This is a genomic window from Bradyrhizobium guangdongense (assembly GCF_004114975.1).
GTDB lineage: Bacteria > Pseudomonadota > Alphaproteobacteria > Rhizobiales > Xanthobacteraceae > Bradyrhizobium > Bradyrhizobium guangdongense.
Window position 1 is genome coordinate 3,477,030 of sequence record NZ_CP030051.1, and the last position, 13,062, is coordinate 3,490,091.

The 13,062-nt window shown below is 63.2% G+C and carries 11 protein-coding genes; 8 read left to right on the forward strand and 3 right to left on the reverse strand.

Going from position 1 to position 13,062, the window contains the following annotated elements; genetic code table 11:
• Positions 1-21: 21 nt before the first annotated feature.
• The 3 genes from X265_RS16505 to X265_RS16515 all read right to left on the reverse strand — a co-directional run bounded on the left by X265_RS16505 (position 22) and on the right by X265_RS16515 (position 4,890).
• On the reverse strand, positions 22-375 hold the full coding sequence (locus X265_RS16505) for a hypothetical protein (protein ID WP_128965752.1): 354 nt from the start codon (positions 373-375) through the stop codon (positions 22-24).
• A gap of 233 nt (positions 376-608) precedes the next feature.
• The gene (locus tag X265_RS16510; protein WP_128965753.1) at positions 609-1,532 is read right to left on the reverse strand and encodes a response regulator transcription factor; all 924 of its coding nucleotides are present in this window, start codon (positions 1,530-1,532) and stop codon (positions 609-611) included.
• The gene (locus X265_RS16515) at positions 1,522-4,890 is read right to left on the reverse strand and encodes a hybrid sensor histidine kinase/response regulator (protein ID WP_128965754.1); all 3,369 of its coding nucleotides are present in this window, start codon (positions 4,888-4,890) and stop codon (positions 1,522-1,524) included. Before X265_RS16515 ends, X265_RS16510 begins: the two co-directional genes overlap by 11 nt.
• A 170-nt stretch (positions 4,891-5,060) precedes the next feature.
• Here X265_RS16515 and urtA point away from each other — a divergent pair, with 170 nt between their 5' ends.
• The 8 genes from urtA to X265_RS16555 all read left to right on the forward strand — a co-directional run bounded on the left by urtA (position 5,061) and on the right by X265_RS16555 (position 12,926).
• A complete protein-coding gene (urtA, locus tag X265_RS16520; RefSeq protein WP_128965755.1) occupies positions 5,061-6,320 on the forward strand; it encodes an urea ABC transporter substrate-binding protein in 1,260 nt (419 codons plus the stop codon).
• A 139-nt stretch (positions 6,321-6,459) separates the two neighbouring features.
• Positions 6,460-7,386 carry an urea ABC transporter permease subunit UrtB gene (gene urtB / locus X265_RS16525; RefSeq protein ID WP_128965756.1) on the forward strand — a complete coding sequence of 309 codons (927 nt, stop codon included), beginning with the start codon at positions 6,460-6,462 and terminating at the stop codon, positions 7,384-7,386.
• A 22-nt stretch (positions 7,387-7,408) separates the two neighbouring features.
• Complete coding sequence (gene urtC / locus X265_RS16530) at positions 7,409-8,548, forward strand: urea ABC transporter permease subunit UrtC (protein WP_128965757.1); 1,140 nt, start codon at positions 7,409-7,411, stop codon at positions 8,546-8,548.
• A gap of 172 nt (positions 8,549-8,720) precedes the next feature.
• On the forward strand, positions 8,721-9,476 hold the full coding sequence (urtD, locus tag X265_RS16535; RefSeq protein WP_128965758.1) for an urea ABC transporter ATP-binding protein UrtD: 756 nt from the start codon (positions 8,721-8,723) through the stop codon (positions 9,474-9,476).
• An 11-nt stretch (positions 9,477-9,487) separates the two neighbouring features.
• Entirely contained in the window at positions 9,488-10,177 is a 690-nt protein-coding gene (urtE, locus tag X265_RS16540) for an urea ABC transporter ATP-binding subunit UrtE (RefSeq protein ID WP_128965759.1), read from the forward strand.
• Positions 10,178-10,201: 24 nt separating this feature from the next.
• Positions 10,202-11,431, forward strand: a complete 1,230-nt coding sequence (fmdA, locus tag X265_RS16545; protein WP_128965760.1) for a formamidase — start codon at positions 10,202-10,204, stop codon at positions 11,429-11,431.
• A 57-nt stretch (positions 11,432-11,488) separates the two neighbouring features.
• A complete protein-coding gene (locus X265_RS16550) occupies positions 11,489-11,839 on the forward strand; it encodes an FmdB family zinc ribbon protein (RefSeq protein WP_128965761.1) in 351 nt (116 codons plus the stop codon).
• 46 nt (positions 11,840-11,885) lie between these two features.
• Positions 11,886-12,926 carry an aliphatic amidase gene (locus X265_RS16555; RefSeq protein ID WP_128965762.1) on the forward strand — a complete coding sequence of 347 codons (1,041 nt, stop codon included), beginning with the start codon at positions 11,886-11,888 and terminating at the stop codon, positions 12,924-12,926.
• Positions 12,927-13,062 lie beyond the last annotated feature (136 nt).

Below are 13,062 nucleotides of genomic sequence, written 5' to 3' on the forward strand. Positions count from 1 at the left end.
ATCTCGAGGCGGCTCGACAATCTATACGGCGTCAGCCGGGACAAAACAGCTGATGATGATGCTGCCGCGGTGGTGCGCGTACCACACCACTGCCTGACCGATCGGATTGCCGTGATCGCGGATGATGGCGCGCTCGGGGACAGCCATCCACTGTCCTTCAATCGGCACCCAATAGGCGCCGTCTCGATAGTCATAGTCGGTGCGATGGCCATCGGAGATGTCGCAGCACGGCACGCCGTTCGGCGCTGTCGCGCTCTTGAACCATGCGCGGATGTCGGGCGAGACGTTGTCGTATTGTCCATGGTCGAAGCCGAGCGCCGCGCCGGTCAACGCCGAGACGAACCCCAAGAGAGCGACCTGCACGAGCCGTCGCATGCGATCCTCCACGACCCTGTCTTCTCGTGTTCTTGCTCACCTGCTGGCGAGCACGATTCGAGGTCGGCATGATTAAGCCTGAGCTCCGCCGTCGTTGCATGCTCAAAAAGTGAGCGTTTCCACTGCACTTGGAATGATGCGGCGCAAAATCGGCGCTTCGTTTCGCTCCGCCGTCGGTAAGTTCGGCCCCCGGCAGCGCCCTCAATCAGGTCCAATGCTTCAAAGAACGCGTCTTAGGTGTTGCGCCGGTTTGCGTTGACCGCGATCGCTGCCGCCGCTGTGCGGTTCTCGACGCCGAGCTTGGAATAGATCTGCTCGAGATGCTTGTCCACGGTGCGCGGCGAGAGCCCCAGGATCTGGGCGATGTCGCGATTGGTTTTGCCTTTCGCCAGCCAGGACAGCACTTCGCCCTCGCGCGCGGTCAACCCGAGTTCGCGGGGGAATTCCGCCGGCGACTCCGCGCTCGTATCTTTCGCCAGCCGCAACAGGAATTCGTTCGGGCCGAGCTTGCCGACGTATTGCAGTCGCAGCAGCTCGCTGTCTGCGGACATCGAGGCCGTCTTCGATCCGGCTTTGCCTGTTTGGACCTGATTGATCCATTGCGGGATCGGGTGGGGCAGCACCAGGTCATGATCGGCGTCGACCGCGAGCGCATCTGCGAGCAGCTTCTGCGCCTGCGGCGTGGCCCATTTGATCTTGCCGGCATCATCCACCGCGAGCAGATAGCGGCCGGAAACGTCGTGCGCTGCGCGGGCACTCTGGGTCAGTCGCGCGTTGGCAAGGTGGACGCGAATGCGCGCCAGCATCTCCTTGATCGCGATCGGCTTCGTCACATAGTCGACGCCGCCGGCTTCCAGTCCGCGCACGATGTGCTCGGTCTCGGCAAGGCCCGTCATGAAGATGATCGGCACGCCGTCGAGGCCGGCATCGCGTTTGAGCCGCTTGCAGGTCTCGAATCCGTCCATGCCGGGCATCACGGCATCGAGCAGCACGATGTCGGGCGTGATCTGGTCGACGATCCGCATTGCGGACACGCCGTCGAGTGCGACCATGACGGTCATGCCCGCGCCGTCGAGCGCATCGGTGAGGAGCCGCAGCGTCTCGGGAGAGTCGTCGACGACGAGGGCGACGTCGCGCTTCTTGGGATCAGTGATCATAGCTGTACACGGTTTTCAGCGTCGCCATGTATTGGTCGAGATCGAAGCGGTCGAGTAGCGCCCGCATGTGGGTGACGAAGTCGGCGTGCTCGGGAAGCTCGGTGCCGATTTCGTCGAGCTTGAGCTGGATCGCCCTGATATAGCCGAGCCGACCGAGCTCGATCAGCTCCTCGACATACTTCACGGGCGGCAGCGAGCCGCTCTCCGGTTTCCACAGCGGCACCGGCGCCTGGTCGGCCTCGTACTGCCATTCGAGCTTGAGCAATTGGCGGATGGTTTCCAGCAGCCGCGGGATGTCGATCGGCTTCATCAGGTAGCCGTCGTGAAATGGCTGCGCCAGCGGCGCGCCATGCGCCTCGAGCGCGCTCGCCGACACCATCAGGATGCGTGCGGTGTGATGGCCGCTGGCGCGCAAGGTCTCCGCCACCGTCCAGCCGTCCATGCCGGCCATGGAGATGTCGAGCAGGAACAGGTCGGGCCGGCAGTGCTGCGCCAGCGCGAGGCAGCCGGGACCGTCGGGGGCGCTGAGCAGGATGAAGCCGAGCGGCGCCAGCACCTCACGCAGCAGGTCGCGATGTGTCGGATCGTCGTCGGTGATCAGGATCGTCTTGCGCGGCCCGCTATAACCGTAGATCGGCGCCTCCACCGGAGCGTCACGCCGGGGATTCGTGACCTCGGAGAGCAGGAGTTTCACGCGGAAGGTCGCGCCATGGCCCACTGTGCTGGTCACCTTGATGTCGCCCCCCATCACGCCCGCGAGCAGGCGGCTGATGGTAAGGCCGAGGCCTGTACCGGTCTGCGGCTGCGCCACGCCGAGCGCGCCGCGCTCGAACGGAGCGAAGATGCGTTCGAGATCGTCCGGCTGGATACCGGGGCCGGTATCGACGACCTCGAACTCGGCGACCGGGCTGCGATAATGCACGACGAACTTGACGCTGCCGGTCTGGGTGAACTTGATCGCGTTCGACAGCAGGTTGATGAGGATCTGCCGAAGCCGTTTTTCGTCGGCATAGACCACGAGCGGCAGCACCGCCGGTCGCTTGAACACGAAGTCGATGCCCTTGGCGGCAGCTTGCAGGCGGAACATGCCGACGAGCTGATCGAGGAAATCGCTGAGACGAACCTCGTCGCGGGAGAGATAGAGCCGTCCGGCCTCGATCTTGGAGATGTCGAGGATCCCGTCGATCAATCCCGACAGATGGTCCGCGCTGCGGCGGACCACGCGCACCTGATCGCGTGGCCGCGGCGGCAAGCTGTTGTCCTGCTCGAGCAATTGCGCATAGCCGGAGATCGCGTTCAGGGGGGAGCGGAGCTCGTGGCTCAGTCCAACCACATAGCGGCTCTTGGCGAGGTTGGCGGATTCGGCGACCTCCTTGGCGCGCTGTAGTTCGGCGTCGGTGCGCTTGTGAGCGTCGATTTCCTGGATCAGGAGTGTGGTCTGCCGCCGGGTTTCTTCCTCCGCCGCCCGACGGCTCTGCTGCGCCAGCACGAACAGCCAGGCGACGACGCCGATGATGATGATCAGCGCGAAGAACACCTTCCACAGCACGTCGGCCAGCAGCGCATCGGCATGCACGGTTGCCGAGGTCTGCAGGTAGATCAGCCCGAGCACCAGGCCGATGAGGCCGGCCGAGACCGCGAACACGCCGATATACTGGCCTACTTGCGAGTTGATCCTTGTATGGATCGCCTCGGGCAAAAACTTGCCGAGCGCCGCCGAGACCTGCGCGCCGGCCCGCGCGTGCGGCTTGCAGAGATCATGGCAGCGGGCGTCGAGCGAGCAGCACAGGGAGCAGATTGGTCCGGCGTAGGCGGGGCATGAAGCCATGTCCTCCGGCTCGAAGGAGTGCTCGCAGATGCAGCACTGGATCGACTCGACATTCTGCCATGCCCGCTTCGGCTTCCGCGCGATATAGTACTTGCCGTCGGTGGCCCACGCGATCAGCGGCGCAGAGACGAAGGCAGCTGCGAGCGCGACGAAGGCCGATAGCGCCTTCGCGGTCGGTCCGAACAGTCCGTAGAATGCCGAGATCGAGACGATGGTCGCGATCGTCATGGCCCCGACGCCGACCGGGTTGATGTCGTAGAGATGGGCGCGCTTGAACTCGATCTGCGGCGGACGCAGGCCGAGCGGCTTGTTGATGACGAGATCGGCGACCAGCGCGCCGACCCATGCGATCGCGACGTTGGAGTAGAGCGCCAGCGTTTGCTCCAGCGCCTTGTAGACACCGATTTCCATCAGGAGCAGCGCCACCAGGACGTTGAACACCAGCCAGACGACGCGACCGGGATGGCTGTGCGTCAACCGCGAGAAGAAGTTCGACCAGGCGATCGAGCCGGCATAGGCGTTGGTGACGTTGATCTTGACCTGCGACAGGATCACGAAAGTGCCGGTCAGCGCCATCGCGAGATCCGGCTGCGACAACACATAGCGAAACGCTTCGAGATACATGCTGGCCGGCTCGGCGGCCTGTTCGAGTGCTACGCCATGGCTCAGGGCGAAATAGGCCAGAAAAGATCCGACCAGCAGTTTCAGCGCGCCGAAAATGATCCAGCCGGGACCGGCGCTGAGCAGCGCGATCCACCAGGAGGTTCGCGAGGTGCGGCGGTCGCGCGGCAGGAAGCGCAGGAAGTCGACCTGCTCGCCGATCTGCGCCACCAGCGAAAACACCACCGACGCGGCGGCACCGAACATCAGCAGATCGAGATGTCCGTTCGGATTGCCATGCTCGCCGGCGAACTTCCGCCACTCCGTGAACGAATGCGGATTGGCCCAGGCGATCGCCAGGAAGGGGAGCACATGCAGGACAATCCAGATCGGCTGCGTCCACAATTGGAAGCGGCTGATCAGGGTGATGCCATAGGTCACCAGGGGAATGATGACGATGGCGCTGATGAGATAGCCGAGCGGGCGGGGGATACCGAAGCATAGCTCCAGCGCGGCCGCCAGAATGACCGCCTCGAACGCGAAGAAGATGAAGGTGAAGGACGCGTAGATCAACGAGGTGATCGTCGAGCCGATGTAGCCGAAGCCAGCGCCGCGGGTCAGCAGGTCGATATCTGTGCCGCATTTTGCGGCATAGTAGGCAATCGGCAGGCCGCACAGGAAGATGATGACGCTGACGACCAGGATCGCTGCGGTCGCGTTGGCCGCGCCATAGTTCAGCGTGATGGTGCCGCCGATCGCTTCCAGCGCCAGAAACGAGATCGCGCCAAGCGCGGTGTTGGCGACGCGGGCGGCGGACCAGCGCCGCGCGCTCTTGGCGGTGAAGCGCAGCGCATAGTCTTCCAGCGTCTGGTTCGCAACCCATTGGTTGTACTGGCGCCTGACGCGGTCTATTCGCTGCCGCCCTGCCACGCTTTACCCCACTCCCGATACGGACCCGGAGCCCTCGCAAATCCCGTACCAGAAGCCTACGTCGGCATTTTGCGGTGCAGTATACGCGATCTTGCGTATGCTTGCGCTGCACAAATCCGGGCCATCCTCACGACACCAATCGCGTGTCCTCGAACAAAGGTGGGGTGCTCATGTCAGACGAAGCCAACAAGGGCCTGTTGTCGCCGCTCAGGCGCAAATTATTGATGGGAATGGCCGCCGTGCCGGCGATGACGATGCTGCCGCGCGCATCTTTTGCGCAGGCCCCTGCGACATCGGCGGTCAATACCACGGGTCTCGCGGTCACCGACACCGAGGTCACCGTCGGCATCCTGCACTCGGCCACCGGCACGATGGCGATCTCGGAGACCGGTTCGATCGAAGCCGAGAAGCTCGCCATCGAGCAGATCAACGCCGCCGGCGGCGTGCTCGGGCGCAAGATCAAGTTCATCCAGGAAGACGGCGCTTCGGACTGGCCGACCTTCGCGGAGAAGGCGAAGAAGCTGCTCGTGAACGACAAGGTTGCGGCGATCATGGGCTGCTGGACCTCGGCCTCGCGCAAGGCGGTGCTGCCGGTCGTCGAACAGTACAACGGCATGCTCTACTACCCGACCTTCTATGAAGGTCTCGAGCAGTCCAAGAACGTCATCTACACCGGCCAGGAAGCGACCCAGCAGATTCTCGCCGGCCTGAACTGGATCGCCAAGGAGAAGGGCGCGAAGACCTTCTTCTTCATCGGCTCCGACTACATCTGGCCGCGCACCTCGAACAAGATCGCGCGCAAGCACGTCGAGAACGTACTGAAGGGCAAGGTCGTCGGCGAGGAGTACTATCCGCTCGGCAACACCCAGTTCAATTCCGTCATCAACAAGATCAAGCTGACCAAGCCCGACGTGATCTTCACCGACGTCGTCGGCGGATCCAACGTCGCCTTCTACAAGCAGCTCAAGGCCGCCGGCATCGATCTCGCCAAGCAGGCGCTGCTGACGATCTCGGTCACCGAGGACGAGATCGACGGCATTGGCGGCGAAAACATCGCGGGCGCCTATGCCTGCATGAAGTATTTCCAGTCGCTCGACAATCCCAATAACAAGGCCTTCGTGCCCGCGTTCAAGAAGATGTGGGGCGAGAAGACCGTGATCGGAGACGTGACCCAGGCCGCGTATCTCGGTCCGTGGTTGTGGAAGTTGACGGTCGAGAAGGCGGGCTCTTTCGATATCGACAAGATCGCGGCGGCATCGCCCGGCGTCGAGTTCAAGGGCGCGCCGGAAGGTTATGTGCGCATCCATGAGAACCATCACCTCTGGTCGAAGACCCGCGTCGGCCGCGCCAAGCTCGATGGCCAGTTCGAGCTGATCTACGAGACCGCCGATCTCGTCGAGCCCGATCCGTTCCCGAAGGGCTACCAGTAAGCCGTCGCCACCATCCCGGCAAAGAGCTCCCTGATGCGGACCATCAATCCGCGTCTCACGACCCCGCGCCGCGATGTCGATCGCGGCGCGGGACCCTGTGCCCTCGGACGCGAGACCGCGTCCTCGACGGAGAAACCAGATGTTCGGCGACTATTCGATTGGCGACCTCGGCTCGATCTTCGTCATGCAGGGCTTTGCCGGGCTGATCCTGTTCTCCGTCTACGTGCTGATGGCGCTGGGGCTCGCGATCATCTTCGGCCAGATGGGCGTCATCAACATGGCCCATGGCGAGTTCATGATCCTCGGCGCCTACGTCACCTGGATGACGTCGAACTTCTTCCAGTCCTATCTGCCTGGTCTGTTCAGCGGCTATTTCTTCCTCGCGATGATATTGGCCTTCCTGGCGTCCGGCGCGCTCGGAATGCTGGTCGAATGGGTGCTGATCCGGCACCTCTATAAGCGCCCGCTCGACACGCTGCTGGCGACCTGGGGCCTCAGCCTGATGCTGCAGCAGGCCTATCGCTCGATCTTCGGCGCGCGCGAAGTCGGCGTCGAGCTGCCGCAATGGATGCTGGGCTCGCTCCACGTCACCGACTCGATCGAGGTGCCGATCAACGGCGTCTTCGTGATGGGCCTGACGGTGCTGATCACGATCGGCGTCGCCTACATCATGTTCCGCTCGCGCTGGGGCCGCCAGGTCCGCGCCGTCGTGCAGAACCGCATCATGGCAGGCGCCGTCGGCATCAACACCGCGAAGGTCGACCGATACACCTTCGCCCTCGGCTGCGGCATCGCCGGCGTCGCCGGCTCGGCCTTCACCATGATCGGCTCGACCGGGCCGACCTCGGGCCAGCTCTACATCGTCGATACGTTCCTGGTCGTCGTGTTCGGCGGCGCCGCAAGCCTGCTCGGCACTATCGCCTCCGCCTTCTCGATCTCGCAGACCCAGTCGACCCTCGAGTTCTTCATGTCGGGTTCGATGGCGAAGGTGCTGACGCTGCTTGCGGTGGTGGGAATTCTGATGCTGCGGCCGCAGGGCCTGTTCGCCCTCAAGGTCCGTAAATAACGAAAGTGCAGGGGGCTGACCCATGAACGATAGTCGTTTCGCCACGCGTTCGGAGTTGATCGGCATCCTGGTGCTCGCGGTCTTTCTGGTCGTGATCCTGCCGCTCTGCCTCGACGTCTTTCGCCTCAACCTGGTCGCCAAATATCTGACCTATGCCTTCGTCGCGCTGGGGCTGGTGATCTGCTGGGGTTACGGCGGCATCCTGAGCCTGGGGCAGGGCGTATTCTTCGGCCTCGGCGGCTACTGCATGGCGATGTTCCTCAAGCTCGAGGCCTCCAGCGTCGAAAACACCAAGATCCAGTCGACGCCGGGCATCCCCGACTTCATGGACTGGAACCAGATCACGGCGCTGCCGTTCTTCTGGAAGCCGTTCCACAGCCTGACCTTCACCATCGCCGCCGTCATCCTGGTGCCCGGCATCTTCGCCCTGATCATCGGTGCTGCGATGTTCAAGCGTCGGGTCGGCGGCACCTACTTCGCGATCATCACGCAGGCGGTTGCGGCGATACTGACAATCCTGATCGTCGGTCAGCAGGGCTACACCGGCGGCATCAACGGCATGACCGACCTGCGCACGCTGAAGGGGTGGGATATCCGTCCCGACCACGCCAAGGTCGTGCTCTACTTCTTCGAGGTCGGCCTGCTGTTCGGCTGCATCTTCATCGCGCAGTTCGTCCGCCATTCGAAGCTCGGCCGCATCCTGGTGGCGATGCGCGACCAGGAGGACCGGGTCCGCTTCTCCGGCTACAGCGTCGCCAACTTCAAGATCTTCGCCTTCTGCATCGCCGCGATCTTCGCCGCAATCGGCGGCGCCATGTTCGCGCTCAACGTCGGCTTCATGTCGCCGTCCTTCGTCGGCATCGTGCCCTCGATCGAGATGGTGATCTACACCGCGGTCGGCGGCCGGCTCTCGATCCTGGGTGCGGTCTACGGAACGATCCTCGTCAACTTCGCCAAGACCAGCCTCTCTGAGTCGTTTCCCGAACTCTGGCTGTTCGGCCTCGGCGGCCTGTTCATCGCCGTGGTGCTGGCATTCCCGAATGGCCTCGCCGGCATCTGGGGCGATTACGTCCAGCCGCGAGTCAGCAAGCTGATCGGCACACGCAAGGCCAAGCCCGGCTGGACCGACAACTCGGTCGCCGACGGCGCGCCGGCAGAGTGAGGAGAACGTCATGCTCGTCGGTCATCACGATGCCGATGCCACGCTGGCAGTGAGGAGATAGATCATGCTCGTCGGTCATCACGATGCCGATGCCACGCTGGCAGTGAGGAGATAGATCATGCTCGTCGGTCATCACGATGCCGATGCCACGCTGGCAGTGAGGAGATAGATCATGCTCGTCGGTCATCAGCCAAAGCCCTTCCTGCTCTCGGTCGAAGGCCTCACCGTCTCCTTCGACGGCTTCAAGGCGGTCAACGATCTCTCCTTCTACGTCGAGGAGAACGAGATTCGCGTCATCATCGGCCCCAATGGCGCCGGCAAGACCACCGTGCTCGACCTGATCTGCGGAAAGACCAAGGCCACCTCCGGTTCGATCGAATTCCGCGGCAAGGACCTGACCAAGCTGAAGGAGAACCAGATCGTCAAGGCGGGCGTCGGTCGCAAATTCCAGACGCCGTCGATCTACGACGACCTCACCGTGTTCGAGAATTTGGAGATCTCCTATCCGCGCGGCCGCACCGTGTTCGGTGCGTTGACCTTCACCCGCGATGGCGCCGTGCGCGACCGCGTCCACGAGGTCGCCGAGATGATCTTCCTCAAGGACCGCCTCGACATGAGCGCAGCCCTGCTCAGCCACGGCCAGAAGCAGTGGCTCGAGATCGGCATGCTGCTGATCCAGGATCCGGACCTGTTGATGCTCGACGAGCCCGTGGCGGGAATGAGCGTTTCCGAACGTGCGAAGACCGCCGAGCTGCTCAACCGCATCATCAAGGACCGCTCGGTGCTCGTCATCGAGCACGACATGAAATTCGTCGAGGACATCGCCCACAAGGTCACGGTGCTGCACCAGGGCCAGATCCTCTCCGAAGGCACCATGGAGAAGGTGAAGAACGATCCGAAAGTGATCGAAGTTTACCTCGGCCATTAAGGAGCACGCTCATGCTGGCAATCAATGATCTTCACGTCGCCTACGGCCAGAGCGAGGTGCTGCACGGCCTCAACGTGTCGGTCGCGCCCAACGAGATCGTCGCGATCATGGGCCGCAACGGCATGGGCAAGACCACGCTGATGAAGTCGCTGATGGGGATCGTGCCGACCCGGAGCGGCTCGGTGGTCATGGACGGCACCGAGCTCGGATCGCTGCCGAGCTACGACCGCGTCGCCAAGGGGCTCGCCTATGTCCCGCAGGGGCGGATGATCTTCTCGACCATGACGGTCAAGGAGAACATCGAGACGGGGCTGGTGGTGTCCGGCGGCGCGGAAGTTCCTGCTGATATCTACGAGCTGTTTCCGGTGCTGCTGGAGATGAAGGGACGCCGCGGGGGCAATCTGTCGGGCGGGCAGCAGCAGCAGCTGGCGATCGCGCGGGCGCTCGCGACCAAGCCGAAAGTGCTGCTGCTGGATGAGCCGACCGAAGGTATCCAGCCCTCGATCATCAAGGAGATGGCGCGCACCTTGAAGCGAATTCGCGACGAGCGGGGCCTGTCGATCGTCGTCTCCGAGCAGGTGCTGAGCTTCGCGCTCGACATCGCCGACCGCGTGCTCGTGATCGAGAACGGCGAGATCGTGCGCGACGATCCGCGCGACAGCGTCGATGCCGCGCAGATCTCAAAATTCCTGTCCGTCTAACCAGTAACCAAGGGGAGCATCTCGATGCCAGACACGCTGATCAAGGTCGATCTCACGAAATCGGCCTATGAAAACGACAAGATCCACAACCGCTGGCATCCGGAGGTTCCGATCGTGGAGTGGGTCAGCCCGGGCGACGATTTCATCATCGAGACCGTCGATTGGACCGGCGGCTTCATCAAGAACAACGACTCGGCGGACGACGTGCGCGATATCGACCTATCGATCGTGCACTTCCTGTCCGGTCCGATCGGCGTCAAGGGCGCCGAGCCCGGCGATCTCCTGGTCGTCGACCTGCTCGACGTCGGTCCGCTCAAGGAGAGCCTGTGGGGCTTCAACGGCTTTTTCTCCAAGCAGAACGGCGGCGGCTTCCTGACCGATCACTTCCCGCTGGCGCAGAAGTCGATCTGGGACATCAAGGGCCTCTACACCTCGTCGCGCCACGTGCCCGGCGTCAACTTCGCCGGCCTGATCCATCCCGGCCTGATCGGCTGTCTGCCTGATGCCAAGATGCTCGCGGCCTGGAACGCGCGCGAAGCCGAACTGATCGCGACCAATCCGGACCGTGTTCCGGGCCTTGCCAATCCGCCGTTCGCGCCGACCGCCCACGCCGGCCGGGCCAAGGGCGACGTCAAGGCCAAGATCGGTCTCGAGGGCGCCCGCACGGTGCCGCCGCGCGAGCATGGCGGCAATTGCGACATCAAGGATCTGTCGCGCGGCTCGAAGATCTACTTCCCGGTCTATGTGCCCGGCGGCGGCCTCTCGATGGGCGATCTGCATTTCAGCCAGGGCGACGGCGAGATCACCTTCTGCGGCGCGATCGAGATGGCCGGCTGGCTGCACATCAAGGTCGACGTCATCAAGGACGGCGTGGCGAAATACGGCATCAAGAACCCCGTGTTCAAGCCGTCGCCGATCACGCCGAACTACAAGGATTATCTGATCTTCGAGGGCATCTCGGTCGACGAGGCCGGCAAGCAGCATTACCTCGACGTTCACATCGCCTACCGCCAGGCCTGCCTGAACGCGATCGAGTATCTGAAGAAGTTCGGCTATTCCGGCGCCCAGGCCTATTCGATCCTCGGCACCGCGCCGTGCCAGGGCCACATCTCCGGCGTGGTCGACGTGCCCAACGCCTGCGCCACGCTGTGGCTGCCGACGGAGATCTTCGACTTCGACGTGATGCCGTCGGCGGCGGGTCCCGTGAAGCACATCACGGGCGATATCCAGATGCCGATCTCGCCCGACAAATAGTCTCCATGCGCGGCGCGTGAGCCCCGCATCCGGCGTGCGACAGCGAAGGGAGCGACGATGCCCGTCTATGAATATCTCTGCCATGATTGCGGACCGTTCACCGACATGCGGCCGATGGCCGAATGCGACGAGCCGCAAGCCTGCCCGCGCTGCGAGATCGAATCGCCGCGCGTGATCCTCACCGCGCCGGCGTTCTCCTGCATGCCCGCGGACAGGCGCAAGGCGCACGCCACCAACGAGCAGAGCCGGCATGCGCCGAAGACGCTCGACCAGTACAAGGCCGCGCACGGTCCGGGCTGCGGCTGCTGCGGATCGGGTCCGAAGAAGAAGCCCGGGCGGCTCGTGACCAAAAGCAGGAGCGGCGCGGTCGGCTTTCCGACCGCGCGGCCCTGGATGATCAGCCACTGACGCTGCGGACCGAAGAAACTCGAACCAGAACAGAAGGGCGTTTCAAATGCTTCACGGTGACATCTCTTCCAGCAACGACGTGGTCGGCGTGGCCGTCGTCAATTACAAGATGCCGCGGCTGCACACCAAGGCCGAGGTGCTCGACAACGCCCGCAAGATCGCCGACATGGTCGTGGGCATGAAGCTCGGCCTGCCGGGCATGGACCTCGTCATCTTCCCGGAATACTCCACCCACGGCATCATGTACGATGCCAAGGAGATGTACGAGACCGCCTCGCAGGTGCCGGGTGAGGAGACCGCGATCTTTGCCGCGGCCTGCCGCAAGGCGAAGGTCTGGGGTGTGTTCTCGCTGACCGGCGAGCGCCACGAGGAACATCCGGACAAGGCGCCCTACAACACGCTGATCCTGATGAACGACAAGGGCGAGATCGTGCAGAAATATCGCAAGATCATGCCCTGGGTGCCGATCGAAGGCTGGTATCCCGGCAATTGCACCTATGTCTCCGACGGCCCGAAGGGGCTGAAGGTCAGCCTGATCATCTGCGACGACGGCAATTACCCGGAGATCTGGCGCGATTGCGCGATGAAAGGCGCGGAACTGATCGTGCGCTGCCAGGGCTACATGTATCCGGCCAAGGAGCAGCAGGTGATGATCTCCAAGGCGATGGCCTGGGCCAACAACGTCTATGTCGCGGTGGCCAATGCCGCGGGGTTCGACGGCGTCTATTCCTATTTCGGCCACTCCGCGATCGTCGGCTTCGACGGCCGAACGCTGGGTGAGACCGGCGAGGAGGAATACGGCATCCAGTACGCGGGCCTCTCGAAGACCTTGATCCGCGATGCACGCCGCAACAACCAGTCGCAGAACCATCTCTTCAAGCTGCTGCATCGCGGCTACACCGGCATGATCAATTCCGGCGAAAGCGCGAAAGGTTTGGCCGCCTGTCCCTATGACTTCTATTCGAAATGGATCGCCGATCCCGAAGGCACGCGCGACATGGTCGAGGCGATGACACGTCCGACAGTCGGCACGGAGGAATGCCCGATCGACGGCATTCCCAACGAGAAGTCCGCGACGAACTACTAGGGCGTGTACTCATAAAATTGAGAGAACCGCTCATCCGAGCCGCGTCGTCGGATTTACCTCCGAAAGCTGACGTTCGCCGGGGCGGTCGGCAGGTCAGCTAAGGGCCAGAAGCAGACCATCCTAGCTCGCCGCCGAT

Coding starts and splice junctions, on each gene's coding strand:
- urtC (WP_128965757.1), top strand. CDS start 7,409: ATGAACGATAGTCGTTTCGCCACGCGTTCGGAGTTGATCGGCATCCTG.
- fmdA (WP_128965760.1), top strand. CDS start 10,202: ATGCCAGACACGCTGATCAAGGTCGATCTCACGAAATCGGCCTATGAA.
- X265_RS16550 (WP_128965761.1), top strand. CDS start 11,489: ATGCCCGTCTATGAATATCTCTGCCATGATTGCGGACCGTTCACCGAC.
- X265_RS16555 (WP_128965762.1), top strand. CDS start 11,886: ATGCTTCACGGTGACATCTCTTCCAGCAACGACGTGGTCGGCGTGGCC.
- urtE (WP_128965759.1), top strand. CDS start 9,488: ATGCTGGCAATCAATGATCTTCACGTCGCCTACGGCCAGAGCGAGGTG.
- urtA (WP_128965755.1), top strand. CDS start 5,061: ATGTCAGACGAAGCCAACAAGGGCCTGTTGTCGCCGCTCAGGCGCAAA.
- X265_RS16505 (WP_128965752.1), bottom strand. CDS start 375: ATGCGACGGCTCGTGCAGGTCGCTCTCTTGGGGTTCGTCTCGGCGTTG.
- urtB (WP_128965756.1), top strand. CDS start 6,460: ATGTTCGGCGACTATTCGATTGGCGACCTCGGCTCGATCTTCGTCATG.
- X265_RS16510 (WP_128965753.1), bottom strand. CDS start 1,532: ATGATCACTGATCCCAAGAAGCGCGACGTCGCCCTCGTCGTCGACGAC.
- urtD (WP_128965758.1), top strand. CDS start 8,721: ATGCTCGTCGGTCATCAGCCAAAGCCCTTCCTGCTCTCGGTCGAAGGC.